Origin of the sequence: Streptomyces sp. NPDC021019, assembly GCF_044333295.1 — a bacterium.
In the GTDB taxonomy this organism is placed as follows: Bacteria; Actinomycetota; Actinomycetes; order Streptomycetales; family Streptomycetaceae; genus Streptomyces.
Genome location: NZ_JBIRQR010000001.1, coordinates 2,159,263 through 2,185,830 on the forward strand (window position 1 = coordinate 2,159,263; position 26,568 = coordinate 2,185,830).

The 26,568-nt window shown below is 71.0% G+C and carries 26 protein-coding genes and 1 pseudogene; 15 read left to right on the forward strand and 12 right to left on the reverse strand.

Annotated features, from left to right (window positions below; all coding sequences use genetic code 11):
* Window positions 1–184 precede the first annotated feature (184 nt).
* Window positions 185–441: pseudogene (locus ACH4RG_RS09925) on the forward strand (NAD(P)-dependent alcohol dehydrogenase); the annotation flags it as partial.
* 30 nt (window positions 442–471) lie between these two features.
* On the opposite strand, the gene ACH4RG_RS09930 reads toward ACH4RG_RS09925, so the two are convergent.
* Window positions 472–1,059, reverse strand: coding sequence for a TetR/AcrR family transcriptional regulator (locus ACH4RG_RS09930; protein ID WP_397924072.1), 588 nt, complete (start codon window positions 1,057–1,059; stop codon window positions 472–474).
* A 145-nt stretch (window positions 1,060–1,204) separates the two neighbouring features.
* Between ACH4RG_RS09930 and ACH4RG_RS09935 the strand changes: the two genes are divergently transcribed.
* The 3 genes from ACH4RG_RS09935 to ACH4RG_RS09945 all read left to right on the forward strand — a co-directional run bounded on the left by ACH4RG_RS09935 (window position 1,205) and on the right by ACH4RG_RS09945 (window position 3,535).
* Window positions 1,205–2,086 (forward strand): NAD(P)-dependent oxidoreductase, encoded by an 882-nt coding sequence (locus ACH4RG_RS09935; RefSeq protein WP_397928795.1) that lies wholly within the window; start codon window positions 1,205–1,207, stop codon window positions 2,084–2,086.
* Window positions 2,087–2,225: 139 nt separating this feature from the next.
* Window positions 2,226–3,098, forward strand: coding sequence for a GyrI-like domain-containing protein (locus tag ACH4RG_RS09940; protein ID WP_398539339.1), 873 nt, complete (start codon window positions 2,226–2,228; stop codon window positions 3,096–3,098).
* A gap of 194 nt (window positions 3,099–3,292) precedes the next feature.
* Entirely contained in the window at window positions 3,293–3,535 is a 243-nt protein-coding gene (locus ACH4RG_RS09945; RefSeq protein ID WP_018960109.1) for a hypothetical protein, read from the forward strand.
* An 85-nt stretch (window positions 3,536–3,620) separates the two neighbouring features.
* Here the strand turns inward: ACH4RG_RS09945 and ACH4RG_RS09950 are convergent, their stop codons facing one another.
* Window positions 3,621–3,890, reverse strand: a complete 270-nt coding sequence (locus tag ACH4RG_RS09950) for a DUF397 domain-containing protein (RefSeq protein ID WP_398539340.1) — start codon at window positions 3,888–3,890, stop codon at window positions 3,621–3,623.
* Window positions 3,887–4,723 (reverse strand): Scr1 family TA system antitoxin-like transcriptional regulator, encoded by an 837-nt coding sequence (locus tag ACH4RG_RS09955; protein WP_398539341.1) that lies wholly within the window; start codon window positions 4,721–4,723, stop codon window positions 3,887–3,889. Before ACH4RG_RS09955 ends, ACH4RG_RS09950 begins: the two co-directional genes overlap by 4 nt.
* Before the next feature lie 113 nt (window positions 4,724–4,836).
* Here ACH4RG_RS09955 and ACH4RG_RS09960 point away from each other — a divergent pair, with 113 nt between their 5' ends.
* Together ACH4RG_RS09960 and ACH4RG_RS09965 are read left to right on the forward strand one after the other, a co-directional pair.
* Window positions 4,837–5,250, forward strand: a complete 414-nt coding sequence (locus ACH4RG_RS09960; protein WP_398539342.1) for an ATP-binding protein — start codon at window positions 4,837–4,839, stop codon at window positions 5,248–5,250.
* Between the two features lie 75 nt (window positions 5,251–5,325).
* The gene (locus tag ACH4RG_RS09965) at window positions 5,326–6,309 is read left to right on the forward strand and encodes an NAD(P)/FAD-dependent oxidoreductase (protein WP_397928785.1); all 984 of its coding nucleotides are present in this window, start codon (window positions 5,326–5,328) and stop codon (window positions 6,307–6,309) included.
* Between the two features lie 10 nt (window positions 6,310–6,319).
* Here the strand turns inward: ACH4RG_RS09965 and ACH4RG_RS09970 are convergent, their stop codons facing one another.
* On the reverse strand, window positions 6,320–6,490 hold the full coding sequence (locus ACH4RG_RS09970) for a hypothetical protein (protein WP_361326252.1): 171 nt from the start codon (window positions 6,488–6,490) through the stop codon (window positions 6,320–6,322).
* A 341-nt stretch (window positions 6,491–6,831) separates the two neighbouring features.
* On the opposite strand from ACH4RG_RS09970, the gene ACH4RG_RS09975 reads away from it, so the two are divergent.
* Together ACH4RG_RS09975 and ACH4RG_RS09980 are read left to right on the forward strand one after the other, a co-directional pair.
* Window positions 6,832–7,098: a GlsB/YeaQ/YmgE family stress response membrane protein gene (locus tag ACH4RG_RS09975; RefSeq protein WP_397924060.1), complete on the forward strand. Its 267-nt coding sequence runs from the start codon at window positions 6,832–6,834 to the stop codon at window positions 7,096–7,098.
* Window positions 7,099–7,240: 142 nt separating this feature from the next.
* Window positions 7,241–8,764: a catalase gene (locus ACH4RG_RS09980; protein WP_397924058.1), complete on the forward strand. Its 1,524-nt coding sequence runs from the start codon at window positions 7,241–7,243 to the stop codon at window positions 8,762–8,764.
* Window positions 8,765–8,917: 153 nt separating this feature from the next.
* Here ACH4RG_RS09980 and ACH4RG_RS09985 read toward each other — a convergent pair whose 3' ends face one another.
* Window positions 8,918–9,391, reverse strand: coding sequence for an NUDIX hydrolase (locus ACH4RG_RS09985; protein WP_398539343.1), 474 nt, complete (start codon window positions 9,389–9,391; stop codon window positions 8,918–8,920).
* A 240-nt stretch (window positions 9,392–9,631) separates the two neighbouring features.
* Here ACH4RG_RS09985 and ACH4RG_RS09990 point away from each other — a divergent pair, with 240 nt between their 5' ends.
* Entirely contained in the window at window positions 9,632–10,246 is a 615-nt protein-coding gene (locus ACH4RG_RS09990) for a GNAT family N-acetyltransferase (RefSeq protein ID WP_397924054.1), read from the forward strand.
* A 137-nt stretch (window positions 10,247–10,383) separates the two neighbouring features.
* Here the strand turns inward: ACH4RG_RS09990 and ACH4RG_RS09995 are convergent, their stop codons facing one another.
* Both ACH4RG_RS09995 and ACH4RG_RS10000 read right to left on the reverse strand, forming a co-directional pair.
* Complete coding sequence (locus ACH4RG_RS09995) at window positions 10,384–10,839, reverse strand: hypothetical protein (RefSeq protein ID WP_398539344.1); 456 nt, start codon at window positions 10,837–10,839, stop codon at window positions 10,384–10,386.
* A gap of 163 nt (window positions 10,840–11,002) precedes the next feature.
* Window positions 11,003–11,575 carry an MSMEG_1061 family FMN-dependent PPOX-type flavoprotein gene (locus ACH4RG_RS10000; protein WP_397924050.1) on the reverse strand — a complete coding sequence of 191 codons (573 nt, stop codon included), beginning with the start codon at window positions 11,573–11,575 and terminating at the stop codon, window positions 11,003–11,005.
* A gap of 248 nt (window positions 11,576–11,823) precedes the next feature.
* On the opposite strand from ACH4RG_RS10000, the gene ACH4RG_RS10005 reads away from it, so the two are divergent.
* The 4 genes from ACH4RG_RS10005 (at window position 11,824) to ACH4RG_RS10020 (ending at window position 16,044) form a co-directional block, all read left to right on the forward strand.
* Window positions 11,824–12,891: a FecCD family ABC transporter permease gene (locus tag ACH4RG_RS10005; protein ID WP_397928776.1), complete on the forward strand. Its 1,068-nt coding sequence runs from the start codon at window positions 11,824–11,826 to the stop codon at window positions 12,889–12,891.
* The gene (locus tag ACH4RG_RS10010; RefSeq protein WP_397924046.1) at window positions 12,888–13,976 is read left to right on the forward strand and encodes a FecCD family ABC transporter permease; all 1,089 of its coding nucleotides are present in this window, start codon (window positions 12,888–12,890) and stop codon (window positions 13,974–13,976) included. The genes ACH4RG_RS10005 and ACH4RG_RS10010 overlap by 4 nt, the downstream gene beginning before the upstream one ends.
* A gap of 106 nt (window positions 13,977–14,082) precedes the next feature.
* A complete protein-coding gene (locus tag ACH4RG_RS10015; RefSeq protein ID WP_397928965.1) occupies window positions 14,083–14,934 on the forward strand; it encodes an ABC transporter ATP-binding protein in 852 nt (283 codons plus the stop codon).
* Between the two features lie 81 nt (window positions 14,935–15,015).
* Window positions 15,016–16,044, forward strand: coding sequence for an iron-siderophore ABC transporter substrate-binding protein (locus tag ACH4RG_RS10020; protein WP_397924044.1), 1,029 nt, complete (start codon window positions 15,016–15,018; stop codon window positions 16,042–16,044).
* Window positions 16,045–16,160: 116 nt separating this feature from the next.
* Here the strand turns inward: ACH4RG_RS10020 and ACH4RG_RS10025 are convergent, their stop codons facing one another.
* The 3 genes from ACH4RG_RS10025 to ACH4RG_RS10035 all read right to left on the reverse strand — a co-directional run bounded on the left by ACH4RG_RS10025 (window position 16,161) and on the right by ACH4RG_RS10035 (window position 19,296).
* Window positions 16,161–16,781: a YceI family protein gene (locus ACH4RG_RS10025; RefSeq protein ID WP_397924042.1), complete on the reverse strand. Its 621-nt coding sequence runs from the start codon at window positions 16,779–16,781 to the stop codon at window positions 16,161–16,163.
* 333 nt (window positions 16,782–17,114) lie between these two features.
* Entirely contained in the window at window positions 17,115–18,278 is a 1,164-nt protein-coding gene (locus ACH4RG_RS10030) for a DNA gyrase subunit B (protein ID WP_398539345.1), read from the reverse strand.
* A 511-nt stretch (window positions 18,279–18,789) separates the two neighbouring features.
* Complete coding sequence (locus ACH4RG_RS10035) at window positions 18,790–19,296, reverse strand: DinB family protein (RefSeq protein WP_397924038.1); 507 nt, start codon at window positions 19,294–19,296, stop codon at window positions 18,790–18,792.
* 239 nt (window positions 19,297–19,535) lie between these two features.
* Between ACH4RG_RS10035 and ACH4RG_RS10040 the strand changes: the two genes are divergently transcribed.
* The gene (locus ACH4RG_RS10040) at window positions 19,536–20,060 is read left to right on the forward strand and encodes a hypothetical protein (protein ID WP_397924313.1); all 525 of its coding nucleotides are present in this window, start codon (window positions 19,536–19,538) and stop codon (window positions 20,058–20,060) included.
* 78 nt (window positions 20,061–20,138) lie between these two features.
* Here ACH4RG_RS10040 and ACH4RG_RS10045 read toward each other — a convergent pair whose 3' ends face one another.
* Together ACH4RG_RS10045 and ACH4RG_RS10050 are read right to left on the reverse strand one after the other, a co-directional pair.
* Window positions 20,139–20,816, reverse strand: a complete 678-nt coding sequence (locus tag ACH4RG_RS10045) for a peptidoglycan-binding domain-containing protein (RefSeq protein WP_397924036.1) — start codon at window positions 20,814–20,816, stop codon at window positions 20,139–20,141.
* Window positions 20,817–20,971: 155 nt separating this feature from the next.
* Window positions 20,972–22,183 (reverse strand): glycoside hydrolase family 64 protein, encoded by a 1,212-nt coding sequence (locus ACH4RG_RS10050; RefSeq protein WP_397924311.1) that lies wholly within the window; start codon window positions 22,181–22,183, stop codon window positions 20,972–20,974.
* Window positions 22,184–22,569: 386 nt separating this feature from the next.
* On the opposite strand from ACH4RG_RS10050, the gene ACH4RG_RS10055 reads away from it, so the two are divergent.
* A complete protein-coding gene (locus ACH4RG_RS10055) occupies window positions 22,570–26,439 on the forward strand; it encodes an endo-alpha-N-acetylgalactosaminidase family protein (protein ID WP_398539346.1) in 3,870 nt (1,289 codons plus the stop codon).
* The last annotated feature ends 129 nt before the right edge of the window (window positions 26,440–26,568 follow it).

Consider the following 26,568-nt stretch of genomic DNA (forward strand, 5'->3'; position numbering starts at 1 on the left):
AGCCCCCCCAGTGGGCGGGGGCCCGGGGGGCGGGGGGGGGGGGGGGGGGGGGGCCCCGGGGGGGGGGGGGGGGGGGGGGGGGGGGGCGGGGGGGGGGGGGGGGGGGGGCCCCCGCGGGCCCCCCCCCACCCCCCTTCCCCGTTCCCGGCGCCCCGCCGCCGGGCCAGGCCACGGGTCAGGTCGCGGCACCCTCAGCCTCCTCGGGCGCCTGGGCCCCGTCACTGTCGAGGTCATGGACCTGCTCATCGGCCGCAGGAAGCTCAGCGCCGCGGGGAGCGGAGGGCGCCGGGCGACAGGCGAGAGGCTCCAGTTCTGCGCCCACGACGGCATCGCCGCCGACGTCGAGGCCTCCCGTCCTCGCAGGTGGACACGGCACTCGACCGCCTCCGGCGAAACGACGTCCGCTACCGAATCGTGCTCGACCCGTGCGACCTGGACTGAGAAGACGGCCGGAGCTGTACCGGTCAGGCCTCAGCGGCCGGGTGCGTCGACCTCGTACGACCTGACCAGCCGGGCCAGCTGCCGGCCCGCCGCCAGGAGGGGTTCCTCGGTCCGGTTGACCTGGGCGGTGACCTCGGCGCCCTCCATGGCGCTGATGACCGTGGTCGCCAGCTCGCGGGCGTCCTCCGCCGGGAATCCGCAACCCAGCAACTTGTCGTGGACGAGCCGCTCCCAGCCGTTCAGCGCGTCGGCGCAGACCTGCTGGAGCTCCGAGTCGGTCCCGAGCGTTTCCAGGGCCGCCGCCGTCACCGGGCAGCCGTCGACCCACCCCGACTCCTTGAGCCCGGCGGCCAACTGGCGGGTGCAGGAGAGCACCGCCTCCGCCGGGTCGGGTTCGCTGTCCAGGGCTTCCTTCAGGAGTGTCGCGAACTCCTGCGCGCTGTACCGGATCGCGGCGACCGCGACGGCCTCCTTGCCGCCCGGGAAGAAGTGGTAGATCGAGCCGAGCGTGGCCTGCGACTCCGCGGCGATCTGCTTGATGCCGGTGCCGACGTAACCCTGCCGCTGGAGGAGGCGCGCGGTCGCCACGACGATCCGGTCCCGGGTGCTGGTCTGCATGCCGTCACTGTAGCGGGCGCTAAGTAGAGCGTTCGTTCTAGAGCTGTGCTAGCTTTTCGGCGTGCTCTGAATAGAGCGATCGTTTTAGTCGGGGGGAGAGGTCTGCTCTGGCTCTCTGCCCCGACCGACTTGTCGGAGGCAGGCAATGAACAGCGCACGGAACGCGGTCACCGTCATCGGACTGGGCCCCATGGGCCGGGCGATGGCCGCGGCCTTGCTCGACCGCGGATACGCGGTCACCGTCTGGAACCGCACCGCGTCCCGCGCGGGCGACCTGGTGACCCGAGGGGCGACCCTCGCACAGAGCCCCGCCGACGCCGTCGCGGCGAACGAGGTGGCCATCATCAGCCTCACGGATTACGCCGCGGTCGACGCCGTGCTGGAGCCCGCGACGCAGGCCCTGGACGGCCGGGTCCTGATCAACCTCACCTCCGCCACGCCCGAGGAGGCCCGCGCCGGAGCCCACTGGGCGGCCGGGCACGGTGCCGTACAGCTCACCGGCGGTGTCAACTCGTCGCCCACGGGGATCGGGCAGCCCGAGTCGTACGCCTTCTACGGCGGGCCGCGCGAGGCGTTCGACCGGCACCGGCCGGTGCTCGAAGCGCTGACGGGCCGGGTCGACCACAAGGGCGAGGACCCGGGGCTCGCCGCGCTCCACTACCAGATCGGCATGGCCGTGTTCTGGACCTCGCTGCTGAGCTTCTGGCAGGCGATCGCCCTCGCCCGCGCGAACGGTCTGACAGCGGCCGACATCCTGCCCAGCACCGCAGAAACGGCGAACTCGCTCTCGGAGACCTTCGCCTTCTACGCCGAGCGCATCGACGCCGGAGTCCACCTGGGTGACGTCGACCGCCTGGCCATGGGGCTGGCGAGCGCCGAGCACGTCCTGCACACCAGCGCCGACGCGGGCGTCGACACGGTCCTCCCGGCCGCCGTCGTCGACCTGTTCCGGCGGGGTGTGGCGGCGGGGCGCGGCGCGGACAGCTGCTCAGCTCTGGTGGAGCTGATGGCGAAGCCCGGGAAGTAGCCCTGCGCCGGACCCGAGCGACCTGACCGACCCGACCGACCCGACCGACCCGACCGACCCGACCGACGCGGGCACGGACGGTCGGGTCCGGCACCCTGGTTCCTTCCTACGGTGAACGAGCAAGGGAAGGAGTCAGCGGTTGCTGGAACGACTGAACGACGCGATGGAGTACATCGAGGCACGCCTCGGAGAGCGCATCGAGGCGGCGGAGCTGGCCCGTATCGCGATGACGTCGGAGTACCACTTCCGCCGGATGTTCTCCGCACTCGCGGGGCTCCCGCTGTCGGAGTACATCCGTCGCCGCCGCATGACGGTCGCGGGAGCCGAGGTGCTCGGCGACCCCGACCGGACGCTGCTGGACGTGGCGGTGCGGTACGGCTACGACACGGGGGAGGGCTTCGCACGGGCCTTCCGGGCGGTGCACGGCATCGGCCCCGGCGAGGCACGGCGAAGCGGCGCGGTTCTGCGGTCCCAGCAACGGCTGACCTTCCGGCTCGTCGTCGAAGGGAGTACGGCCATGCAGTACAAGCTGGTGGAGAAGGACGCGTTCCGGGTGGTGGGCAGGAAGGCCCGCGTTCCCCTCATCCACGAGGGGCCGAATCCGGCCATCGCGGAGTTCATCCGGGGGATCGGCCGGGAGGAGCTGGACCGCATCGAGGCCCTCTCCGACCAGGACCCGGCCGGGATCGTCGGGGTGAGCGACCAGCTCGACCCGAGCCGCGCGGAGGGCACCGAACTCGACTACTACCACGGGGCGGTGAGCGGCGCGGAGCCTCCGGAGGACCTGGACGCCCTGGCCGTACCGGCAGGGACCTGGGCGGTCTTCGAGAGCGAGGGCGAGTTCCCGCAGGCCCTCCAGTACCTCTGGCGGGACGTGTTCACCCAGTGGTTCCCGTCGAACCCGTACGCCTCCCGGCCCGGCCCGGAGATCCTGCGGGTGCGGCTGACGGAGGAGGGGAAGCGGGCGGAGGCGGAGCTGTGGATCCCGGTGGAGCGGACCTCCGAGGGCTGAGCGAGCCGCACGAAATATGCGGCACGGCAGAGGTTTACGGCCATGGGGCATATGCGATGCCTTATTGGTCCAGACCTATTGTGTGGCGGGGCTCCGCTCGCTAGCTTTTCCCTGGCGGCGCGCGCTGATCGGCTCGGTTCTACCCATTCGCTGACGCACGGTCATGTGCGTTGACTGGAAACGGAGTTAACGGCATGCGTAGACGTATCACCACCATCGCGGTCACTGCTGTGGCGGCGGCCGCGATGGCTCTCGGCACTGCCTCCACCGCCTCCGCGGTGGGCTCGGGCTACACGATCCGTGGCCACTACGAGTCGCAGGCGGCCTGCCAGGCCGCCGGGGCGGCCGGCGCCGCCAACCACATCTGGAGCCCCCTGTTCATCTGCAAGCCGTTCGCGGCCAAGCCGAGCGTGTACGAGCTGTGGGTGCGCTACTGATCCCGCAGCGCACAGACGGGACCGCCCCGCTTCCGGCCGCGTTGGCGGCCGGGGCGGGGCGGGCTCTTTCGTGTGCGGGTACGGCTCAGGCGGCCGCGCTGCCGTGGACGAAGGCGCTCCAGGCGGCGGGCTCGACGGTGAGGACGGGGCCGTCGGTCACCTTGGAGTCGCGGATGTGGACGGCGGCGGGGTGGGCGGCGACCTCTACGCAGTCTCCGCCCTGGTCGCTGCTGTAGCTGGACTTGCGCCAGTGGTAGGCGATCTCTACGCAGTTGCCGCCCTGGTCGCTGCTGTAGCTCGACTTGAACCAGTGGAGGGCGGCGGAACGGGAGACGGGGAGGGCTGCGCGGTTCATGTCTCTCCAAGCAGGGCTGCGAGCAGTGCGTCCAGTAGCCGGGCGCTTTCCTCGGCGGTCAGCGCCTGCGTTCGCAGCATCCCATATTTCTGCATGAGCGAGCTGACGTCGGCCGGATCGTCGTACAGCTCCGCCCGCAGGTGCATCTCGACGTATGCGAGCTGATCGTGATCGGGGGTCTCCAGCAGGACCAGCGGTCCCGCGAGCCCCGCGTGCTTCGGCGTCTTCCGCGGCATGATCTGGATGCTGACGAAGGGCAGATCCATGCAGCGTCGCAGGTGGAGGAGTTGCTCGCGCGTGACCTGGGGATCGCCCAACTCCGCGTACAGGATGCTCTCCTTCAGGATGAAGTGGAGGATGGGGCGGGGCTTGCGCTCCAGGATGCGCTGCCGATCGAGTCGGGTCGTTACCCGCTTCTCGATTTCCTCCTCTTCGAGTGGCGGGTAGTGACTGGAGAAGACCAGTCGCGCGTACGCCTCCGTCTGTAGCAGCCCCGGGATGAGCTGGGATTCATACGAGAACAGGCTCACCGCGCCCTGCTCGTACTGCACGAAGTCCTTGACCAGTGCCTGATACCGCTCCTTCTTCGGCACCCGCTCCACGGCGACCTTCAGCGCCCCTTTGGTATCCAGAAGTTCATCGAGTTGAACGGCCAGGTCCAGCTGGAGGGCCCGCCGTCCCTGCTCGATCGAGGCGATCGTGTCCTCACCCACCCCGAGGTGTTCGGCGAGGGTGGCCTGTGTCAGCCCGGCGAGCTTGCGGAAGTGGCGCAACTGCGCGCCGATCAACTGCCATGAAGTGACTCGCCTGATGCTGTGTGTTCCCGGTTGCATGACGTGCCTATCCCCCCATTGACCCTGCTGTCTACCCGTCAGAACCCGTACAAAAGCTTTTGTACGTCTCTCGGCTCTGCTGAAGCCTAGTAACAGCGTGTGAGCGTGGAAGCATGAACGAGACAACTCAACTCCCCTACTACCGCGCCGCCTTCTACTGCCGTGAGCGCAGGTCGATCCCGGTCGTACGCAAGTTCACCCGCAAGGCGCTGGTCGAGTGGGAGTGCGAGAAGCGCACGGACGATGTGCTGCTCTGCGTAACCGAGCTGGCGACCAACGCCCTGCGTCACGGTGTCCCGTCGGGGCGTGGCTTCAAGGTCCATATCTACCTGGAGCGGATCGAGAACGCGCTCCGCGTCGAGCTGCACGACAGTGGTGACGGCGAGGTGTGCCCGGCGGGCGAGCTGCCGGGGGCCGACGACGAAGGCGGGCGCGGGCTGCTGCTGGTCGCGGCGCTGGCGGACAAATGGGGGGTGGGGGAGCGGAACCCCGGCAAGATCGTGTGGTGCGAGTTCGACCTCTCCTGACTTGCCGTTTCGGCAAGGATGTTTGTCGTTTCGGCCCCGTGCGCGCACTCTCTTCATCAACGGGAGGTGATCCGCATGGAGAGCAGGAGCGACGACATGAAGCAGCAGCGGTACGACGTGGTGATCGTGGGCGGCGGAGCGGCCGGCCTGAGCGGGGCGCTGGCCCTGGCGCGGGCCCGGCGCTCGGTCCTGGTGATCGACGCGGGCGAGCCCCGTAACGCGCCCGCGTCCCATGTGCACAACTACCTGGGCCGCGAGTCGACCCCGCCCGGCGAGCTGCTGGCGATCGGCCGGGGCGAGGCCGCCGGGTACGGGGCGGAGATCGTCGCGGGCCGGGTGGCCTCGGCCGAGCGGCTGCCGGGGGAGCGAGGCTTCCGGGTGGCCACGGAGGACGGCCGGAGCGTCGAGGCGCGCAGGCTGCTGGTCACGACGGGGCTCGTCGACGAGCTGCCGCCCGTGCCCGGCCTGGCGGAGCGCTGGGGGCGCGAGGTGCTGCACTGCCCGTACTGCCACGGCCACGAGGTGGCGGGCCGCCCCATCGGCGTGCTCGCCACCGGGGCCCTCGCCGTGCACCAGGCGCTGATGTGGCGGCAGTGGAGCGAGGACGTCACCCTCTTCCGCCACACGGGCCCGGAGCCGACGGACGAGGAGTACGAGGAGCTGGCGGCCCGGGGCGTGGCCGTGGTGGACGGCGAGGTGACGGGTCTGGAGGTGGCGGACGACCGGTTCACCGGCGTACGGCTGGCCGGCGGCCGCGTGATCCCGCGCGAGGCTCTGGTGGTCCAGGCCCGCTTCGTCGCGCGTTCGGCCGTACTGGAATCGCTGGGGCTGCTTCCGGTCGCGCAGGAGATGGGCGGCGAGGTGATCGGCACGTACATCCCCTCCGGTCCGACCGGCGCGACGGAGGTCCCCGGAGTCTGGGCGGCGGGCAATGTCACCCGCCTCGCCGAGCAGGTCATCGGATCCGCCGCGGCCGGCCTAGTGGCGGCAGGGGCGCTCAACGGCGACCTGATCGCCGAGGACACCCGTGACGCGGTGGAGGCGCGGCGGCGCGGCTGAGCGGGCGCCGCTACGAGATCAGGGCCCCGAGGAGGTCGCGGGCCCACCCGAAGAACGTGTGCACCAGCACCGCCAGCAGCACCAGAACCCCCAGGATCACGGCGGTGACCCAGGAGCAACTGCCCCCGGGGCCCGCCGATGGCTCGTCCCGCCCGCCCAGCTCCGCATCGAACAGATCCATGGTTCCGTCCCCATCCCGCCCCGTCACCCGAGACCGGTGACCGGAGCCCCCCGGCTCCGTGGGTGAAGACTCGCACGGTCGGGAGCGGCCTGAGCAGGCGGTGCCGTACTCGGATGCGGGAGGGGAAAGTACTCAGTCGGCTCGACCGCTCTCGATGCTCACGCCCGTCTCGGTCCACGTCCGTGCCGTGCCCGTCCGGCGTAACGCAGGCAGGTCAATCGTGGAGCCCCTGGGGTGATGGGCGGGGCCCGGTGGATGTGTGAATTCCGGTTGAGGGGATACGCGGAGGGGCCCGGCACCACGAGGGTGCACGGGCGTCGGCAACGTAGAAGGAGATTTCCGTGGGCATCATCGCCTGGATCCTCATCGGCCTTTTCGCGGGGCTCATCGCCAAGGCGCTGACGCCCGGCAGGGACCCCGGCGGCTGCCTCATCACGATGGTCATCGGCATCGTGGGCGGGCTGCTCGGCGGCTGGCTGGGCAAGGTGATCTTCGGCGTCGACTCGATCGACGGATTCTTCAGCCTCTCGACGTGGATCGCCGCAGTCGTCGGCTCGGTGATCGTCCTGCTCGTCTACCGACTGGTCGCGGGACAGCGATCGCGCTGACGCGGCGCGGAGGACCGGCGGAGGCGACTTCTCGACGAGTCAATTCGTCCACGTTTGCCTACATTGGCAGAGGGCAGCAGGGCAGCCGTAGCAGGAGCATCGCCGACACGTCTGCGGAAGACGAACAAGAGGAAACGACGACATGACCGACACCTCGCGCAAGCCGACCACCTCCGACTCCGGCGCCCCGGTGGAGAGCGACGAGCATTCGCTCACCGTCGGCCCGGGCGGGCCGATCCTGCTCCAGGACTCCTACCTGATCGAGCAGATGGCCCAGTTCAACCGCGAACGCATCCCCGAGCGCCAGCCGCACGCCAAGGGAAGCGGCGCCTTCGGCACGTTCGAGGTGACCGCGGACGTCTCCCGGTACACGAAGGCAGCGCTCTTCCAGCCCGGCACCACGACCGACTTGGTCATCAGGTTCTCCACCGTCGCGGGGGAGCGGGGAAGCCCGGACACCTGGCGGGACCCGCGCGGCTTCGCGGTGAAGTTCTACACCAGCGAAGGCAACTACGACATGGTGGGCAACAACACCCCCGTGTTCTTCGTGAAGGACCCGATGAAGTTCCAGCACTTCATCCGGTCCCAGAAACGCCGCGCGGACAACAACCTCCGCGACCACGACATGCAGTGGGACTTCTGGACCCTCTCGCCCGAGTCGGCCCACCAGGTCACCTGGCTGATGGGCGACCGGGGCATTCCGCGGACCTGGCGCCACATGAACGGTTACACCTCGCACACGTACATGTGGATCAACGCCGAGGGCAAGCGGTTCTGGGTGAAGTACCACTTCAAGACCGACCAGGGCATCGAGACGTTCACGCAGCACGAGGCCGACCAGATGGCCGCCGCGGACACGGACTACCACACGCGCGACCTCTTCGAGCACATCCGCGACGGGGAGTTCCCGAGCTGGACGCTGAAGGTCCAGATCATGCCGTACGAGGACGCGAAGGACTACCGGTTCAACCCGTTCGACCTGACCAAGGTGTGGCCGCACGGCGACTACCCGCTGATCGAGGTCGGCCGGATGACGCTGGACCGCAATCCCACGGACAACCACGCCGAGATCGAGCAGGCGGCCTTCCAGCCGAACAACTTCGTCCCCGGCATCGGCCCGAGCCCGGACCGCATGCTGCTGGCCCGGCTGTTCAGCTACGCGGACTCGCACCGCTATCGCATCGGCGGCAACTACCAGCAGCTCCCGGTCAACGCCCCCGTCGTCCCGGTGCACACGTACTCCAAGGACGGGGCGATGGCGTACCGGAAGACCACCGACCCGGTCTACGCCCCGAACTCCAAGGGGGGCCCGGCGGCCGACACGGAGCGGTACGGCACCCCGCCGAGCTGGTACGCCGACGGTGACATCACCCGGGCCGCCTACGTCGATCACGCCGAGGACGACGACTGGGGGCAGGCGGGCACCATGGTCCGTGAGGTCCTGGACGACGCTGCGCGGGACCGGCTGGTGGACAACATCGTCGGCCACCTGCTGAACGGGGTGACCGAACCGGTGCTGAAGCGGGCGTTCCAGTACTGGACGAACGTGGACGCCACCCTGGGCAAGCGCGTCGAACAGGGCGTGCGCGCGAAGGCGGGCGAGAAGGACCCCAAGGCGGCGGAGCAGAGCAACCCCGCACGCTCCTCGATGCAGCGCAAGGCCTGAGTCGGGCCCGGCCGGCCGTTCGGCGAGCCCCCCGCCCCGTCGGACCTGCGGGCGGGGGCCTCGCCGTTCACTTCCCGGACCGGGGGCGGAGCGCTCGGGGCGCAGGCGCAGCGGCCCGCCAATGTGCTCCGGCCCCTCTCCCCACGGCATCGTTCAGTGCTGGATCGGGCCGCCGACCGGAACGGGCGCGACGTGCCCGGAGGGCGGAAGGGTCCGCGCCAGGGCCAGCCCGACGTCCACCAGCGACGACCGGTGCAGCCGGGCGACCTCGGGCAACGGGGTCCAGACCGACGCGGCGGTGTCGCCGTTCGGCTCGGGCCGCAGTCGGCCGCCGGTGACGCGTACGCGGTAGAAGACACCGACGTTCTGCAGCTCGGGCGCACCGGGCCGACGGCGTTCGGCCGCCGGAACCACCCGTGAGTCCACGCCGAGCAGGCGCTCGACCACGGCCTCCAGACCGGTTTCCTCGGCGACTTCCCGGATCACCGCGTCGTACGGGTCCTCCGCGTGCTCGACCCCGCCGCCCGGGAGGGTCCACGTCCGCTCGCCGCCCGGAACCACGGCGAGCGCGAGCAGCACCCGCCCGTCCTCGATGCACACCGCGTACGCGGCCAGTCGTCGATCCATGCGGGGAGGCTATGCCTCGGCGGGCACGGTCGGCCATGGCCGGTCCGGCTCCGGGCGTCCGTCGTCCAGCGGGCCCACCTGGATCCCGCCCAGTACCAGGAGAAGGCGGGCCACGTTCCGGCCCGCGCGGGCGGTGCAGCGAGACGGGGCATCGGCGGCGTACGCAGGGACGCACAGGCCTGGCCGCACGCCCGTCGTTCTTGCCACCCCCCTCACCGCTCAAGATCATCGCCGTGCAGAATGACCTGTATGTCGATAAAGAACACGCCTCAGGCGGCCACGCTCGACGATGCCCCGTCGATCAGCCGCACCCTGGCCCGCGCTTTCGCCGACGATCCGATGATGGGGTGGTTCTTCCCCGGCGGGGCCTCGCGCGAGCCCGACCTGGTCCGTTACTTCACCACGATCTTCACCCGGCAGTACGGCCGCCACGGGGTGTGCGAGCGCACCGCGTCGGCGGCCGCGTTCTGGGTGGCGCCGGAGGGGCAGGAGAAGGCCGTTCCCGACGCCGGGACCGTCGCGGAGCTGGAGGAGATCCTGGGCGACCGGGCGCCCCAGTTCCGGGAGGCCGTCCAGGCCGCCGCCCAGCAGGGTCCGAAGGAACCGCACTGGTACCTCGCGGTCGTCGGCGCGGACCCGGCCGCCCGGGGCCAGGGCCACGGGGCGGCGCTGCTGCGTTCCGGGCTGGCCAAGGCGGACGCGGCGGGCCTGCCGGTCTACCTGGAGTCCTCCAAGCCGGACAACCTGCCCTTCTACGAGCACTTCGGCTTCACCGTTCTCGGCGAGGCGGCACTGCCCGGCGGCGGCCCGGTGCTGTGGGTGATGCGGCGCGAACCCGTCTCCGCCGGCCGATAGCCGGACGACGGCAGCGAGAAGCCCCGGGATTCGCCTCGGGGCTCCTCGCCGTGTGGCGCTGGACCGGGTGATCTCGGCCGAGGCCCCGTCCGCCGGCAGCCATGTCGCCCTCTACGTCAGGCGCGTTGCCCTCTACGTCAGGCGCGAGCGCTGTGCCAGGACGTGCACCCGTAGCTCTTGCTCCCCTTCATGACGCATCCGCGGACCTTGAGCTTCGCATTCTCCTTGAGGTTCTTCGTCTTCTGCTTCTTGGCGGGAGCCGTCTTCCCCGCCGTGCTGATGTCGATGACGATCTTGCCGGTGGATACCTGCTTCACCTGGCCGCGAATGGCATACCCGTCCCTGACGAAATCGTTCAGGTACAGCGTGTCGCCGAGGTGGCTGCCCGGCGCGAGGTCGTTGGACCAGAACACGGTGCCGATGTCCTCGACGCCGTGATAGAGCCTGAGGAGCCGGTCGTTCTTGTCCTTGAGGCCTTCGCTCTTCCATGTGAGCTTGGGAGCCGCGTGGGCGGCGGGGGCGGTGAGGGCGAAGCCCGACAGTGCTGCGACGGTCACGGCGGTCACGGCGGTGGCACGTCGGGTGGCCTTCATTTTCCGCATGCTGTTCCTCTCGTGCTCCAGGGGAATTCACCCCTGCGCCGAGGCGCTCAAGTCCCCTCCCCGCACAGGGGTGTTGAGTGTGAGTTTGCCAAAACTTTACGTACGGGGCAACGGTGACATGCCGTACCGGCTCACCCGGCCGCGACCGCGGACCTCACTCTCCGTCGAGAGGCGCCCCCGCCCACGTCTCGGGCGCCCACACCCCCGACCGCTTCAGCGACGCCGGGCAGTGGCGGAAGATCTCGTCGATCTCGACGACCAGGGCGAGCTTCGGGCGCCGGCCCTTCACCGTCATCGCGTCGAAGAACGGGGCGTCCGTGACGATGTGGGCCCGCCCGTTGACGCGAAGGACGTCCATCGCACCGGGTATCAGGTAGAGCAGGCCCACGCGCGGGTTCGCCAGGATGTTGTGGAAGCTGTCCGCACGGCGGTTGCCCGGGCGGTCGGGGAGGGCGATGGTGCCCGGGTCCAGGACGTGGGTGAAGCCAGGGGCGCCGCCGCGCGGGGTGGCGTCGCAGTTGCCGGCCGTGTCCGACGTGGCCATGGTGCACAGCGGCGAGCGGGCCAGCAGGTCCAGGTCGTCCTCGGTGAGCCGGTCGTGGACCTTGTCGATGACGATCGGGTGCGGGGTCCCCAGGAGCTCGCGCAGCTCGTCCGCAGAGCCCAGGGGCACGGCCCCGGCCAGCGGACCGGTGGCGGGGGCGGCGGGGTCGGCGGCGTACGGCAAGGAAGTGCTCCGGGTCTCGTGGGGTGCGGCAGCGCACGGTCGAACAGGCGCTGTTAGGGTGACCTTACTTTGGGCCCCCCCGTGTTCCCCGTCCGGGGTGGACCGGGCGATGGGGGCGGCCCTCGCGCCAAGGCGTGCGCGGGTGGGGAGCGTCCCCCGCGTGCCCGCGCCGACGACGCGGCCGACGAGCCAAGGGTTGAGGAACGAACAGTGCACCACCGCATTCCGGCCGCCCCGGTGGCCGGGCCGTGAGCCGCCCGGCCCTCCTGGCGAAGGAGAAGCCGTCGGGCGGCGGCAAGGAGACGCGGCGAAAGCGCAGTCGGCCCGTACTCACGCTCGGGCTGCTCGCCGCCCTCGCCGTGCTCTTCCTCACCGTCGTCGCCAGCCTCGCCGTCGGGTCCGGCGACGTGCCCTTCCGGGACGTCGTCGACGGGGTCCTCGACCCGGACGTCTCCGACAAGGGTCAGCTCATCGTCCAGGAGGTCCGCATCCCGCGCACCGTCGCCGGGCTGCTGGCGGGTGCCGCACTCGGCCTCGCGGGCACGGTGATGCAGGGCGTCGCCCGCAACCCCCTCGCCGACCCCCAGCTCCTCGGCATCAACGCGGGCGCGTCCGTGGCCGTGGTGTGCTCGATCACCCTGCTCGGGTTCACGGTCGCCACCCAGTTCATCTGGTTCGGCTTCCTCGGCGCGCTGCTCGCCGCCCTCCTCGTCTACGGGGTCGGCTCGCTCGGGCGGGAAGGCGCCACGCCGGTGAAACTGGCGCTCGCCGGGGCCGCGACCAGCGCCGTGCTCACCTCGGTGACCAGCGCGATCCTCCTCCAGGACCGGGGCAGCTACGACCAGTTCCGGTTCTGGCAGCTCGGCGCGCTGACCGCCCGGTCCTCCGAGGTGCTGTGGCAGGTCTCGCCGTTCATCGCGGCAGGCACCGTCCTCGCACTGGCCCTCGGACCGCAGCTCAACGCCCTCTCCCTCGGCGACGACCTGGCCCGCGGCCTCGGCCAGCGGGTGGGGACCATCCGCATGGTGTCCGCCCTCGCCGTGGTGATCCTCTGCGGCGCGGCCACCGTCGTCGCCGGGCCCATCGGCTTCGTCGGGCTCGCCGTGCCGCACGCCGCCCGGCTCATCACCGGCCCCGACTACCGCTGGGTGCTCCCGTACAGCGTGGTGCTCGCCCCGGTCATGCTCCTCGTCGCCGACATCGTCGGCCGGGTCATCGCCCGCCCCGGAGAGGTCCAGGTCGGCGTGATCACGGCCGCGATCGGCTGCATCCCGTTCATCTGGCTGGTCCGGCGCAGGAAGCTGGTGGAACTGTGAGCCGACCGACCCCCGTCGCCGAGGACGCCGCCCGCGCGGACAAGGAGCGGCTCGCCGACGCCGTACGCCAGGTGTCCGCCGTACGCGGCCGGAGCCTCCGGCGCTCCGTCCTCGTCGGCGCCGCCCTGCTGGCCGCCCTTGTCGTCATGTTCGGCGTCTCGCTCGGCTTCGGCGACATGATGATGCCGATCGGGAAGGTCGTCGCCACCCTGTTCGGCGGCGGCGACGGCGGATCGCGGTTCGTCGTCCTGGAACTGCGGCTGCCTCGGGCCCTCCTCGCGATTCTCGTCGGCGCGGGATTCGGCCTCTCCGGAGCCGTCTTCCAGACCGTCCTGCGCAACCCGCTCGCCAGCCCCGACCTCATCGGCATCAGCGCCGGGGCCAGCGCGGTCGCCGTCACCGCCGCCCTGCTCTTCCAGGTCAGCGGGCTCGCCCTCTCCGCGAGCGCCCTCACCGGTTCGCTGGTCGCCGGGGCGGCCATCTACCTGCTCGCCTGGCGGCAGGGAATCGCCGGCCAACGCCTGGTCCTCGTCGGGATCGGCGTCGGCATGGGTCTCTCCAGCACCGTCTGGTACGTGATGGCCCGCTCCGACGTCACCGACGCGCAGGAGGCGTTCCGCTGGCTCGCGGGCAGCCTCAACGGCCGTTCCTGGGGCCAGGTGTGGCCACTGCTCGTCGCCCTCGGCGTCCTCGTCCCGCTCACCGTCCTCGCCGCCCACGCGCTGCGCCCCCTCCAGCTCGGGGACGACGCCGCCGCCGGGCTCGGCGCGAAGGTCGAGGGCGGGCGGCTCGCGCTGCTGGGCTGCGCCACCGCGCTCGCCGGGGTCGCGACCGCCGCCGCCGGACCCGTCGGGTTCGTGGCGTTCGTCGCCGCCCCGATCGCCCGCCGCCTGGTCCCGGGCCGGGGCGCGGCCCTGCCCCAGGCGGCCCTGACCGGGGCGCTGCTGGTCCTGGTCGCCGACTTCGCGGCGCAGCACGCGCTGCCCTCCGTGCAGTTGCCGGTGGGCGTGGTCACGAGCATCATCGGCGCCCCGTATCTGCTCCTGCTCCTGGCGCGCGCCAACCGAGTGGGCGGCGGAGGCTGAGGTGACGGCGTATCAGAAGGACATGGCGGCGAATCAGCGGGACATGGCGGCGTATCAGAAGGACATGGCGGCGGAGCAGCGGGACATGGCGGCGTATCAGAAGGACATGGCGGCGCACCGACAGGACGACGAAAGGCGTGGCCCCCTCGTGGCCGATCACACTCTGGAAGCCCGGGACGTCCGGCTCGGCTACGGCGAACGCGAGATCGTCCCGGGCCTGAGCGTGGCGGTGCCGCCCGGCCGGATCACCGTCATCGTCGGCCCCAACGCCTGTGGGAAGTCGACGCTGTTGCGGGCGATGGCCCGGCTGCTGGCCCCGACCGCCGGGGCGGTGCTCCTGAACGGCCGGTCCATCCAGGAGATGCCGACCAAGGAGGTCGCCGCCGTGCTCGGGATCCTGCCGCAGAGCCCCACGGCCCCGGAGGGCATCACCGTCTCCGATCTGGTCGGACGCGGCCGCTACCCGCACCAGGGCTGGTTCCGCCGCTGGAGCGCCGAGGACGACGAGGCGGTCGCGCGGGCCCTGTTGTCGACGGATGTCCTCGAACTCGCCGACCGTTCCGTGGACGAGCTGTCGGGCGGTCAGCGCCAGCGGGTGTGGATCGCGATGGCGCTCGCCCAGCGCACCGACATCCTGCTGCTCGACGAGCCGACGACCTTCCTGGACGCCAGCCACCAGCTGGACGTCCTGGACCTGCTCACCGACCTCAACCTTGAGCAGGGCGTCACCATGGTGGCCGTACTGCACGACCTGAACCTGGCCTGCCGGTACGCGGACCACATGATCGCCATGAAGGCGGGGCGGATCGTCGCGGAGGGCCGGCCGGTCGACATCGTGACGGAGGAGCTGGTCGGCGAGGTCTTCGGGATGCGCTGCTCGGTGATCGAGGACCCGGCGTCGGCCACCCCGATGGTCGTGCCGCTGGGCCGCCACCATGTGAAGGGCCCGGCCGCCTGAGGCGCGGCACCCGGGTGGTCGTTCCCAGGACGGGCCCACCCGATGGCACCGTTGTCATTAGGTGAGGCTAACCTAAAGGGCATGAATGCTTCCGCTCCCCGGACCCGGCGCCCCCGCCGTACCCCCCTCCTCGCGGTCGGCGCTGTCGCCGCCCTGCTCGTCGGTCTCTCGGCCTGTGGCTCGTCGGACGGTTCCGACGGCTCCGCCTCCTCCGCATCCGAAGGGGCCTCCGCGGGCGCCTTCCCCGCCAAGGTGGCGACGAAGTTCGGCGAGGTCACCGTCGACAAGCAGCCCAAGCGCATCGTCGCGCTCGGCTGGGGCGACGCGGAGACCGTGCTCGCGCTCGGCGGCCAGCCGGTCGGAGCCAGCGACTGGCTGCCGTTCGGCGGCGAGGGCGTCGGCCCGTGGGCCAAGGGCATGTACGACGAGAAGCCCGAGCTGATCGGCACGATGGAGCCGGAGTTCGAGAAGATCGCCTCGCTCCAGCCGGACCTGATCCTGGACACCAAGTCCAGCGGCGACCAGACGCGTTACGACACCCTGAAGAAGATCGCCCCGACCGTCGGCGTGCCGAAGGGCGGCGACCAGTACAAGATCTCGTGGGAGCGGCAGACCACGATGATCGCCGCCGCCATGGGCGTGCCGGAGAAGGGCGAGAAGCTGATCGCGGAGACCGAGAGGAAGTTCGAGGCCGCCGCGGAGGCCCACCCCGAGTTCAAGGGCAAGACCATCACGGTCGGCTCGCGTACCTCCGAGGGCTTCGGTGTCTACGTGGGTGGCACCGGGCGCGTCGACTTCGTCGAGCGGCTCGGCTTCGAGAACAACCCGAAGGCGGAGGCCCAGGCCGGCGAGGGCTTCTCCGTGTCCGTCTCCAAGGAGAACCTGGATCTGCTCGACGCCGACCTCACGGTCATGGCGCCGATCGGCATTCCGGCCACCGACATCAGCGGCGACCCGCTGTACAAGGCGGTCCCGTCGGTCAAGGCGGGCAACGACATCGTCTTCGACGACCAGGACATCTCGCAGGCGTTCGCCACGGACTCGGTCCTGTCCGTCTCGTACGCGCTGGAGAAGGTCGTCCCGCTCTTCGCGGAGAAGGTCGCGGAGTAGGTCGCGGAGCAGTACAGAACGCCCCGCGCGCCCCGTCCCCGGGAGAACCGGGTGCGGGGCGCTGCTGTGTACCGGGCGGACGCGCTCGGCGGCCGGTCGTGTCGGGCCGCCGGGCGTCAGGCCGCGGGAGCCGCGGCCTTGATCGCGGAGATGTCGAAGGTCAGCTTCACCTTGTCGCTCACCATCACGCCGCCGGTCTCCAGCGCCGCGTTCCAGGTCAGGCCCCAGTCGGAGCGCAGGATGTCCGCGCTGCCCTCGAAGCCGACGCGCTCGTTGCCGTAGACGTCGGTGGCGGAGCCGTTGAACTCCAGGTCGATGGAGAGGGGGCGCGTGACGTCCTTGATGGTCAGGTCGCCGGTGATCCGGTACGCCTCGCCGCCCAGCTGCTCGGCCTTCGTCGAGCGGAACGTCATCAGGGGGAACTTCTCGGCGTCGAAGAAGTCGCCGCTGACCAGGTGACCATCGCGGTCGGCGATGCCGGTGTCGATGCTGGCGATCTTCACGTCGATGGAAGCGGCGGAGTTCGCCGGGTCCGTGCCGTCCACCACCAGGGTGCCCTCGTGCTCGCCGAAGGAGCCGCGCACGTTCGTGACCATCGCGTGGCGCACGGTGAAGCCGATGCTGCTGTGCGAGGGGTCGATGGTGTACGTGCCGGTCAGGGCGGCCAGCGCCGGGTCCACCGCGGGAGCCTCGGTGACGGTGGGGGCGGCGGTCGACTTGCGGGTGAACAGAGCCATGGCTCCTCCTCGGGGATGCGCTACGGGGGACGGATCGAGCGGTGCCGAAGGTGTTGTTCAACCTTCAACGAGTTCGACTGTAACCCCACCTAGTTCAAAATTCAACATCTGAGGTCCGGGCGTCCGCGGGCCCGGCCCGGCCGGTGGCTCGTCCCCGACCAGTGGCTCGTCCCCGGCCAGCTGTCCCGCCCGGCGGGCGCGGCCCGCTGTCACGACCTGCGTCGACCGCGTGCTCGGCTGAGCGCCGCACCGGCCGGACAGGTCGCCTGCGGCGCTCAGCTGCCTTCAGGCACGCGGAGCCGTTCGCGCTGCCGCGCACGGCTCTGCAGCTGTTCAGTCCCGGTGACCGGTCCGGAGGATCCGGTCGACGATCTGCGCGGCGCGCTGCGGCTGCTCGTCGAACCAACGGCCGAGGTGTTCGCGGACAGCCTCCCCGACACAGCCGCGCACCTCGGTGTTGCCCAGCAACTCGCGTGTGGCGCCGAGGTATTCGGGGTGGTCGAGTTTCACCGACACGACTGCCGTGAGGCCGTCGCCGATCCGGTCGGCCCGGGGAGCGCCGTCCCCTGCCGGCAGCCCTCGTCCACGCGCGTACGCGGTGACCGCCGCCGCCACTCCGTCCCGGAAGCCGTCCACGTGCGTGCCGCCCTGGCGAGTGGCCCGGCTGTTGGTGAAGCCGCGTACGTCCTCCGGGCGGGAGCCGCTCCACAGCAGGGCCACCTCCATCGTCCCCGCCATCCGCGGATCCTCGTGTTCGAAGCCGATGACGTCCGGAGGGAGGAAGGTCCCGGCCTCCGCGTCGAGGGCGGCCACGAAGTCCCGCACGCCGTCCGGAAACCGGAAGCTGACCGCCCGGGCCCCGCCCGCCGGGCGCTCGTCGGTCAACGAGATCCCCAGACCCCGGTTGAGGAAGGACACCTGCCGGAAACGCTCCGCCAACACGGCGAACGAGCACCGCGTCGTCTCGAAGAGCTCCGCGTCGGGCCAGAAGGCGATGACCGTCCCGCTTCCGGCCGTCAACCCCGTGGCGACGGGTCGGGCGCCCGCGACACCGCGCGCGTACTCCTGGACCCGACGCGTCCCCCCGTGCCGCACCTCGGCCGTCAGCCTGCTCGACAGAACGTTGGGCACGAAGAGCCCCGCACGGTCGACGGGGCTCACGTGCGCGATGCGCCGACCACCGCGTTCGGCGGCGGGCATACGGGTCAGCAGCGCTTCGAGACCGCCGCCGCTGTCCCCGCCGGCCCCGAAGGGAACCTCGGGTCCGTCGTCGGCGACCCGCACCCCGCCGTCGTACGTCAGCGTGACATCGACGGAGCCGCCTTCGCGGCCGGCCAGGACACGGTTCACGGACCAGCCCACGACCTGGAACACCAACTCGTGCAGCCCGCGTTCGCCCGTCGAGCCAACCCACATACCGGGCCGCTTCCGAACGGCTTCCCGCCCCTCCAGCGCCTCGATCCCGACACCGCCGTACCCCATCCTCTTCCTGCTCACGAAGACCCCTCCCCTGGTGCTCGGTAGATGTCCGCAGCCTATGCGGGATCCATGAAAGCGCCAGGTCAGAGATGTTTTGGCGAAGCTGTGAGCGGGTGGGTGGGAGCATGCCGGGAAGCAGTCGGCCAGGCGGGCCGCGGACCGCGCCCGGAACGCGGCCGCGGCCCGCCGAAGCCGCGTACGCCCTCACCCCGGGCGCCCCTGAGGCCTCTCGTTCCATCTTTCGGCGGACGGACGGGCGGGCGGGCGGGCGGGCGGGCGGACGGGCGGACGGGCGGACGGGCGGGCATCGAAGCTCGACCCGGCGGGCCACCGGGCGCGCATCAACCGCCGTCAGAGGCACCCTGCCGTACGAACCGCCGCCAGAGGCACCGTGCTGTACGCGACGAGGCACGGCAAGCTCATGGTTGGCTGTGAGGCGACGGCTCTGGTCCCCTCCGTCAACGAGTGGCTGCATGCAGTCCGCATACGTCTGCCGTTCGCGAAACAGCTGGGCTCGGGCGGCGCGCAACTATCTGCCGATGGAACCGTCGGCCTGCTCGCGGAGGATGTCGGCGTGACCCGCGTGGCGAGCCGTCTCTTCGATCATGTGTATCAGGACCCATCGCATCGATCGCACGACGGCCGCCTTGCCAGCCGATCGAGCGCACGGCTGACTCAAGTCGTCACAGTGCTCGATGATCTCGTTGGACCGCTCGATGGCGCGGTGATAGGCGGCGAGGAGACCGGCCGCGCTGTCCGTCTCGGCGAGATCCATGCCGAAGTCCGGATGCTCCATATCGGCACCCTCGAAGGCCCAGGCGAACCAGTAGGACTCCACCGCGGTCAGGTGCTTGACCAGGCCGAGAACGCTGGTCCCCGAAGACACGCCGGGTGTACGTGCCTGCCTGTCGTCAAGGCCCTGCGCCTTCGAGGTCACCGCGTCGCGGACGTAGTCCAAGAAGGCGAGCAGCGTCGCCTTCTCGTCGGAGCCACTGTCGGGCGGGCCCACGTCGCGGCGTTGTCGCATCTCTGTCATCGGGGGACATTAACGTGATCCACCGGCTCGTCGCCCGAGTATCCGGTCGGCCGGAGCGGGCGGCTGTGACACTCGGTCGCGGCGACGCGGGGCTCGCCATCCCCAGAAGCCCACCAGAGGCTGCGGCGCCGCGCCCTCTGGCGGACGCGCGTAGAACTCGGGCACTATCTCCCTGCCCGGCGTGCGCGGTCCCGTGCCCGCAAGCCCACTGATTTGTCATGAGCAGGAGGAATATCTCCATGGTGACCCGTCCGCGACTCCGCTCCGCCCTCACCGCCCTGGCCCTCGTCCTCGGCGCCCTCTTCGCGCCCGGCATCGGCGCTCTCGGCAGTGGCGCCACCGAGGCGCACGCCGTGACCAAACTGACCCACGCGCAGGCGGCCTCCCGGTTCAGCTCGTCCGGGATCACCTGGTCGTCCTCCGGCGGCTGCTCCAACCGGAACGTCCCCACGTGCACGTCCTTCGACCAGCTGAACCTGGCGAGCGCCCAGGGCGCGCAGACCCTCAAGAGCGCCACCGGCTGCGCGCTCAGGATCACCGGCGGCACGGAGACCGGGCATGCCGGCGGAACGTACTCCCACTGGAACGGCTACAAGCTCGACTTCGCCAAGAGCACCTGTCTGAACAACTACGTCACCGGCACCTTCACCTACATCGGCACGCGGGGCGACGGCGCGCGCCAGTACCGGTCCGGCTCCGGCAACATCTACGCGGACGAGGGCCACCACTGGGACGTGACGTACTACAACTGCGGCGGCTGCTGACGGCGGACGCCCAGGGGCCGCCCCGCACCGGGGCGGCCCCCACCGCCTCTCGGGGCCGGGTCTTCCCGCCTTCCGGGCCTACGGGATCGGGTCCGCGTCCGGGCCCTCCTGCTCCAGCAGGCCCCGGGCGAAGTCCTCCCACTGCGCGTACCGGTCCGGGTGCGCGGACCGCTGGACCGCCTGGCACACGTCACCGGGCTCCATCGACTCCCAGCCGTCGATCTGGAGCAGCCCCGGATTGGCGCTGGGCGAGGGCAGCCCGTAGAAGGACTTCGACGCGGTCGGCACATGGGTGATCTGCGCCGGCGTGCCCCAGCCCATGCTGGGACGCTGCTGGAAGACGCCGAGCGAGTCATGGTCGACCGGGGACGTGTAGTTGACGAACTTGGACTCCTGCATGGCCGTCATCAGTGCGATGACCTGGGCCTCCTCGGAAAGCTCCGCCCCCTTCCCGACGCCGATGACCGTCCGGGCGTGGGCGAGCTGCTCCGGGCCGAGGTCGGCCGCGGCGGCGAAGAACACCCGCAGCTCGCTGTCCGGGGCCGACCTGAGCAGCTGCGCGGTGGCGGTGTCCACCCGGCCGGACGCGGGCAGGCCGTAGCTCTGCTGGAAGGCGCGCAGGCCGTGCGCGCCGGGAGCCTGCGGGGCGGGGGACGGCGGTGGAGCTGGGTCGGCGTGCGCCGGAGCCGCTGCGGTGAGCAGGAATCCGGCGGCGACCGCCGCGAGCACGCGGCGGGGGAGTCGGTTCGTTCGCATACGGAACCGTCCCGGGACGGTGGGGCGAAGTCAAGAACGCCACACACCGTGTCAATTGATGGTGTATCGGATGGCCCGCACGTGCCGGTCGGGCATGCGTGCGCCCCCGCCCGAAGCGACAAGGGGCGGGGGCGCACGCGCCTACCGGGCGGGCGTCAGGAGCCCACGCTCACCGTGAAGCGGCGCGGGTTCCCGTCGTGCGCCGCGCCCGAGACGTCCGGCTCGCCGTCCGGGCGGACGTCGTCGTAGGGGAACGCGTAACCGATCGGGCTGTTCGCGTGGACCACCCGGGACCAGTGGTTGGTGACCGTTCCCTTGTAGTAGTCCGCCGTCGATGTGCCGTTCGGCTGGCTCGGGTGGCTCAGCATGATCGAGCGGTTGAAGCCCGCCGCCAGCCGGGCCAGGATCGCCTTCTTGTCGTCGGAGTCGCCCGGGTTGTTGGTGAACGGGCCGTGGTTGCAGGTGAAGATGTCCCTCGTCTGCGGCTTGACGAAGGTGTGACCGCCCTCGAAGGTCAACGTGTCGCCGCTGACCCGCCCGGCCAGTGTGCCCCGGCCGCCCTGGAGGTCGATGCGCAGGTCCTCGGAGCGGTACTTCTCCCAGACCTCGTCGATCTGCGCGGTGAACAGGTCCCGGAACGGCATCTCGGCGGGCCGGTCGAAGTACGGGGCCATGATGTTCTGTGGCGAGACGACCCGCAGGACGCCGCCGTCGTCGCTCCGGGTGATCAGCTTGTCCCACGGCTGCCCGTCGGCGGCGGCCTGGGCGGTGAGGTCGTCCGCGATCCGCTGCACCGCGCCCTCCGGGTGCGGCGCGACGACGTGGGTCCCGTCGCCCTCCAGCGTGATCCCGATCGGAAGGGCGGTGATCAGGTCCACGTAGCTGATGTTGGAGTACAGCTGCTCCGTGTTGAACGTGAACTCGCAGAACGACCAGGTGCGCCCGTAGTTGGGGTCCGTGGGCGTCGCGAAGGCGGGCTCCACCAGCGAGGGGCCGGGGTTGAGGTAGAAGTCCAGCTTGTCGTCGCGGACGAAGTAGACCCGCGCCCCGTACATCTGCGGCAGGGTCAGCACGACCGGGCCCGCGCCCGCGCCCTTGAGCGGGATCGCGCAGTCGACGGGCAGCGGCGTCTGCGGGGCGCCGGGCGAATCGGGGCGGTAGACGCCGCCGTCCGGCTTGAGCAGCACCCAGCGGTCGGTGCCCAGCTCGTGGCCGGTCACGTACGCGTGCACCGTGCCCGGCAACGACTTGTTCTCCAGCGCCAGTTCGCAGGTCGCGGGGGCCGCCGAGGCGCGGGGGCTCAGCGCGGTGCCCCAGGCGGGGTACGTGAGCGCCGCGGCCGAGGCGGCGGCGCCGGTCAGGAACATTCGGCGTGAAATCACGAAGGTACTCCCGAGGTGGTGGGGGGCCGCAGGCGGGCGGTGGGGGGGGACGCGGGGAGGGACAGGACCGTGGGGGTGCCTGCGGTGCGCACCACTCTCGCGAGGCCCGGAACGAGCGTCAAGACTTGCGACTGAGAGCGCTCTCAAAAATGCCGAGTCTTCACAACTCGACGCCCGGAAGCGGTACTTGCCGGAACCGAGCGGGTGCGAACCGTGACCGTCCGGGGCGTCGACGGCCAAGAGGTGAACGAGTTGCCGACCTGCCCCGCACCGTCCTGACTTGGACTAACGCACCGGGGTTGTTGGACGGAGTCGGCCCCCGGGGCCGCAGTTCGTTGACGGTGTCCGGACACGGCGACTACTCAGGGGCCATGTCGCCAAGATTCCCTCGCCCCGGCCTGGTCGCCGCGGCCTCAGCAGCCGTCCTGGCGCTCGTGGGGACCGCCCTCCCCGCCGCAGCCGCCGATCCGTCCCCCGCCCCGGCCGGGACGGGGGAGTCCGCCGGCTCCTCCGTCATCGGATCCGACCGGCTCGCCGTCGCCGTCGCCGACGACTTCCCGCGCGTCCTGTCGTACACCGACCGGGCGAGCGGCGAGCAGCTGCTCGGCAGCGTCCGGCCGGTCACCGCCGTCACCCTCAACGGGACCGCCCGTCCGGTGAAGCTCCAGGGCAAGCCGAAGATCACCCGCTCCGCCGCCCGCTACACGCTCGCCTTCGACTCCCTGCCGGGCGTCGAGATCGACGCCTCGCTCACCGTCTCCGGGCGGGCCACCACGTTCAGGGTGACCGCCGTCCGCGACACCGCGGCGTTCCGGGTCGGGACCATCGACATCCCCGGGCACGACCTGATCTCGGTCGGCTCCGCCGAGGCCGGGGCCGCCACCGCGTTCACGAAGCTCGACCCGGACTCCACCCGCACCGCCGACGTCTTCGCGAGGATCACCGGGGAGACCAAGCCCGACTCCGCGCCCGTCGGGGCCAGTTACGCGATCCTCAACAACGGCTCGCTCGCCGCGGCGATCGAGTCCAACTCCTCGTACGACAAGCCCGCAGGGGCCACCGGGGGCGACGACGCCCGCTTCTGGCACCAGGCGCGCACCGAGGAGGGCGGCGGCGTCCGGGTCGGCGTCTGGTCCGGCCAGTGGACCTACCGGGGCGAGGGCGCGCCGAAGCCCGAGAGCGGCGAGAACCTGCCGTGGGCCAAGGTCGTCGTCACCCCCGACGCCAACGGGGACAAGGCCGTCGACTGGCAGGACGGCGCCGTCGCCTTCCGCTCCATCGGCGTCACCGCGCCCGGCAGCGAGGACACCGCGAAGCGGGTCGTCACCCACATCCCGTTCAACTTCGCCAGCCAGGCCACCCACCCGTTCCTGCGCACCCTGGACGACGTCAAGCGGATCTCGAAGACCACCGACGGCCTCGGCCAGCTCGCCGTCCTCAAGGGGTACGGCTCCGAGGGCCACGACTCCGCCCACCCGGACTACGGCGGCAACTACAACAAGCGGGCCGGCGGGCTGAAGGACCTCAACACCCTGCTGAAGCAGGGGAAGAAGTGGGGCGCCGACTTCGGCGTCCACGTGAACGCCACCGAGTCCTACCCGGAGGCCAACGCCTTCTCCGAGCAGCTCGTCGACAGGACGAAGCCCGGTTGGAACTGGCTCAACCAGAGCTACTACATCGACCAGCGCCGCGACATCAACAGCGGAGACCTGGAAAAGCGCTTCCAGCAACTGCGCGACGAGACCGACGAGAACCTCGACTTCCTCTACATCGACGTCTACTACAGCCACGGCTGGATCGCCGACAAGACGATCCAGGCCGTACAGAAGCAGGGCTGGACCGTCGGCACCGAGTGGGCCGACAAGTTCGAGCGCGCCTCGCTCTGGTCCCACTGGGCCAACGACCTCAACTACGGCGGGGCCACCAACAAGGGCCTGAACTCGCAGATCATCCGGTTCATCCGTAACGGCGAGAAGGACGTCTGGAACAACCACCCGGTCCTCGGCCAGACCGCCCTGGAGGACTTCGAGGGCTGGACCGGTGAGACCGACTGGAACGCCTTCACCGCCAACATCTGGCAGAAGAACCTGCCCGCGAAGTACCTCCAGCAGCAGCGGATCACCCGCTGGGACGGCAACGACATCACCTTCACCGGCGGGGTGCGCGGCACGGTCGAGGACGGGAAGCGGACCTTCTACGACCAGGGCCGCAAGGTGCTCAGCGGCACCGACTACCTGCTGCCGTGGGACGGCGGCAAGAAGCTCTACCACTACAGCGAGACCGGTGCCACCAGCAGCTGGGAGGTTCCCGGCAAGGGCCCGTACACCGTGTACGGGCTGTCCGACAACGGCCGGAAGAAGGTCGCCACCGTCCGCCCGGCGAACGGGAGGATCACCCTCACCGCCACCGCCGGACAGGCCTACGTCCTCTACCCCGACCGGGCGCCGAAGGAGGCGTCGGCCGACTGGGGGAAGGGGACCGGGCTGAAGGACCCCGGCTTCAACAGCCGTGAGCTGAAGGGCTGGACGAAGACCGGCACCGTCGTCCGCGACACCGATGAGCAGGGCCGCAACAGCGCCGAGCTCTCCGGCTCGGGCCCGGCCGCGCTCTCCCAGACCGTCACCGGACTCAAGCCCGGCAGGCGCTACACCGCCTCGGCCCTGATCGAGGTCGAGCCCGGCGCGAGCCGGCGCACGGTGTTGAGCGCGGGGGGGAAGGCGGTGACCGTCGAACGCTCCACGGCCGAGGACTTCGTCGCCGCCTCCGACTGGCACGGCACCTACTTCCAGCGCGCCAAGGTCAACTTCACCGCCCCCGCGAACGGTCGCACCACCCTGCGCATCGAGGCGGCGGCCGGATCCACGGCGCGGGTCCGCGCCGATGACGTGCGGATCGTCGGGAACGCCCCCGCGACCCGCACCGGCACGGTGGCGTACGAGGACTTCGAGGCCGTCGACCAGGGCTGGGGCCCCTTCCTCAAGGGCGACGCGGGCGGTTCCACCGACCCCCGCACCAGCATCTCGCAGCTCCACGCCCCGTACACCCAGTCCGGCTGGAACGGGAAGCTCATCGACGACGTACTCGGCGGGAAGGAGTCCCTCAAGGCCCACGAGGAGAACACCGGGCTCGTCTACCGCACCGCCCCCTGGACCGTCCCGATGAAGGACGGACACCGGTACGAGGTCGCGTTCGACTACCAGTCCAGCCACGCCGGGGCCTACAGCTGGGTGGAGGGCTACGACCGGGCCGCCGACGGCGAGGCCTCCTCGACCGAGACCCGCGCCACGCCGATCGGCCGACAGCACACCACCGGGAAGTTCAGCCGGACGCTCACCGCGGGCTGCGGCGACACCTGGACCGGGCTGCGCAAGCTGCCCGGAGCACCCGAGGGCGCGGACTTCGTGCTCGACGGCTTCACCGTGACCGACCTCGGACCGGCCCCCGCCGGACAGGAGGCCGTCTGCGGCACGCTCGACGTGGCGGCCGCCGCCGAGACCCTGGAGCCGGGAGCCCCGAACACGGTGAAGGCGACCTTCGGCAACGACGAGGCCGGCGCCGCCACCGGCGTGAAGCTCGCACTGACCGTGCCCGAGGGCTGGACGGCCGAACCCGTGGGCACGGTCGCCTTCGACTCGGTCGCCCCGGGCGCGAAGGCCACCGGCAGCTGGCGGGTCACCCCGCCGGTCGACGCCCCCTACGACACGTACGCGCTGGACGCGAAGGCCACGTACACCGTCGGGGGAGCGGCCAGGGCGCTCGGCGCGGGAACCTCCGTCCGTACGCTTCCGCCGCCGCCCATCGCGGACAGCTGGGCCGGCGACCTCGACTGGACGGCCGCGCAGAACGGCTGGGGTCCGGTCGAACGCGACCGCTCCAACGGGGAGTCCGGGGCTGGTGACGGTGGCCCCCTGAAGATCGGCGGCGTCGCCTACGCCAAGGGTCTGGGCACCCACGCCCCGTCGAGGATCCGCTACTACCTGGGCGGGAAGTGCACCTCCTTCACCGCCGAGGTGGGCGTGGACGACGTCCAGACCACCCGGGGCAGTGTGCGGTTCTCGGTCACCGCCGACTCCACGGAGAAGGTGGCGTCACCGGTACTGGGGGCGGCTGATCCCGCTTGGAAGCTCACCGCCGACGTCACCGGCGCGAAGTACGTCGAGCTGGTCGTCCAGGACGGCGGCGACGGCAACGGCAACGACCACGCGGATTGGGGCGATGCCCGCTTCCACTGCGGAGGCTGACCGCCGCTCGCCCGGCACCCGGGCACCGTGGACGGCAGAGGACATGTGCCGCGTCATACTGAGGGGGCCTTCGCGGGCCCCCTCAGAACATGTAACCCACGGCACACCCTCCGTTTGTGGAGTCTTCAC

What these genes read in the sequence shown, in the direction of transcription:
- ACH4RG_RS09930 (WP_397924072.1), bottom strand. Translation starts at nt 1,059, where the DNA reads ATGCAGACCAGCACCCGGGACCGGATCGTCGTGGCGACCGCGCGCCTC.
- ACH4RG_RS09935 (WP_397928795.1), top strand. Translation starts at nt 1,205, where the DNA reads ATGAACAGCGCACGGAACGCGGTCACCGTCATCGGACTGGGCCCCATG.
- ACH4RG_RS09945 (WP_018960109.1), top strand. Translation starts at nt 3,293, where the DNA reads ATGCGTAGACGTATCACCACCATCGCGGTCACTGCTGTGGCGGCGGCC.
- ACH4RG_RS09950 (WP_398539340.1), bottom strand. Translation starts at nt 3,890, where the DNA reads ATGAACCGCGCAGCCCTCCCCGTCTCCCGTTCCGCCGCCCTCCACTGG.
- ACH4RG_RS09955 (WP_398539341.1), bottom strand. Translation starts at nt 4,723, where the DNA reads ATGCAACCGGGAACACACAGCATCAGGCGAGTCACTTCATGGCAGTTG.
- ACH4RG_RS09960 (WP_398539342.1), top strand. Translation starts at nt 4,837, where the DNA reads ATGAACGAGACAACTCAACTCCCCTACTACCGCGCCGCCTTCTACTGC.
- ACH4RG_RS09965 (WP_397928785.1), top strand. Translation starts at nt 5,326, where the DNA reads ATGGAGAGCAGGAGCGACGACATGAAGCAGCAGCGGTACGACGTGGTG.
- ACH4RG_RS09970 (WP_361326252.1), bottom strand. Translation starts at nt 6,490, where the DNA reads ATGGATCTGTTCGATGCGGAGCTGGGCGGGCGGGACGAGCCATCGGCG.
- ACH4RG_RS09980 (WP_397924058.1), top strand. Translation starts at nt 7,241, where the DNA reads ATGACCGACACCTCGCGCAAGCCGACCACCTCCGACTCCGGCGCCCCG.
- ACH4RG_RS09985 (WP_398539343.1), bottom strand. Translation starts at nt 9,391, where the DNA reads ATGGATCGACGACTGGCCGCGTACGCGGTGTGCATCGAGGACGGGCGG.
- ACH4RG_RS09990 (WP_397924054.1), top strand. Translation starts at nt 9,632, where the DNA reads ATGACCTGTATGTCGATAAAGAACACGCCTCAGGCGGCCACGCTCGAC.
- ACH4RG_RS09995 (WP_398539344.1), bottom strand. Translation starts at nt 10,839, where the DNA reads ATGAAGGCCACCCGACGTGCCACCGCCGTGACCGCCGTGACCGTCGCA.
- ACH4RG_RS10015 (WP_397928965.1), top strand. Translation starts at nt 14,083, where the DNA reads ATGGCGGCGCACCGACAGGACGACGAAAGGCGTGGCCCCCTCGTGGCC.
- ACH4RG_RS10020 (WP_397924044.1), top strand. Translation starts at nt 15,016, where the DNA reads ATGAATGCTTCCGCTCCCCGGACCCGGCGCCCCCGCCGTACCCCCCTC.
- ACH4RG_RS10025 (WP_397924042.1), bottom strand. Translation starts at nt 16,781, where the DNA reads ATGGCTCTGTTCACCCGCAAGTCGACCGCCGCCCCCACCGTCACCGAG.
- ACH4RG_RS10035 (WP_397924038.1), bottom strand. Translation starts at nt 19,296, where the DNA reads ATGACAGAGATGCGACAACGCCGCGACGTGGGCCCGCCCGACAGTGGC.
- ACH4RG_RS10040 (WP_397924313.1), top strand. Translation starts at nt 19,536, where the DNA reads ATGGTGACCCGTCCGCGACTCCGCTCCGCCCTCACCGCCCTGGCCCTC.
- ACH4RG_RS10045 (WP_397924036.1), bottom strand. Translation starts at nt 20,816, where the DNA reads ATGCGAACGAACCGACTCCCCCGCCGCGTGCTCGCGGCGGTCGCCGCC.
- ACH4RG_RS10050 (WP_397924311.1), bottom strand. Translation starts at nt 22,183, where the DNA reads ATGTTCCTGACCGGCGCCGCCGCCTCGGCCGCGGCGCTCACGTACCCC.
- ACH4RG_RS10055 (WP_398539346.1), top strand. Translation starts at nt 22,570, where the DNA reads ATGTCGCCAAGATTCCCTCGCCCCGGCCTGGTCGCCGCGGCCTCAGCA.